The sequence below is a fragment of the Fundicoccus ignavus genome, assembly GCF_009659375.1.
Lineage (GTDB): Bacteria > Bacillota > Bacilli > Lactobacillales > Aerococcaceae > Fundicoccus > Fundicoccus ignavus.
This window is the reverse complement of the sequence record NZ_WJQT01000054.1, coordinates 1-869: the sequence shown is the minus strand read 5'-3', so window position 1 is coordinate 869 and position 869 is coordinate 1. Positions and strand designations below refer to the sequence as shown.

Here is an 869-nt window from a genome sequence, read left to right as displayed (position 1 = left end):
AAAAGATGCTTGCACTAGCGATAAAGAACAGTATTGGTAACAGTTTGTCAGAAATGATGCTCACCCATTTAGGATATCCTTTAACGTTAGTTTCTAAACTAGGGAGCCTATTAATTTTAGTAATGATTTGATCCAATGAATAACTAGAATAATCAAATTGGATTGCTTTTTTTATTGAATTTGCGAAATCTTTATCAACTAAATAGTAGTCAGACAGTTTAGCAATCTGATGATGAACTATTTGCCAGTTACTTCTATTGTTAATGTCATCACTAAGTTGAGAGGATATACCGTGAATTCTAATGTCTTGATCCTGCATATTGATTTCATGTCTATGAATGGCAGTTTTAGCCTCATTAATATCTGTATCACTGATACCTGCTTCTGGATCTCTTTCAATCCAACATTCTATTGCTTCAACTGTTAGATTATCAACACTATCCACATTTGTTTTGTCTAATATTAAATTTATAGTCTCTGATGTTTGTATCAGTTTTGACTGTTGCTCCTCTTTTTCCTTCTGTTTATTGAACTCGTAATCCTCATTTGCTTTCTCCTGAATATTAATTGTCGTGAGGTACTCATCTTTGAAGTCATACATTTCATTGTATAAGTCCTGGCCAATATCCATTATTAATGCTTCATTTTTTTTATGTAATAATATAACGGGCGTTGTACCCTCTTTGATTCTTTGTATTTGTTCCTGTGCATACTCAATAACTGAGACATTCTGATTGATAAACTCTAGGTTTCCCTCAATCTCTTTGTTTTCATTGTCGTGTATAGTAAGTAACTTTCGATAGTCATTAAACTGGTCTATTTTCTGCATAGTATACCTCCAATTATAATATTCATATAAATTATAGCAT

Annotated in this window: 1 protein-coding gene; it reads right to left on the bottom strand. The window is 31.9% G+C overall.

The window, feature by feature from the left end; all coding sequences use genetic code 11:
- Nucleotides 1-829: hypothetical protein (locus tag GF867_RS13615; protein WP_153833624.1), on the bottom strand; the 829-nt coding region annotated here is incomplete at its 3' end.
- Nucleotides 830-869: the final 40 nt, after the last annotated feature.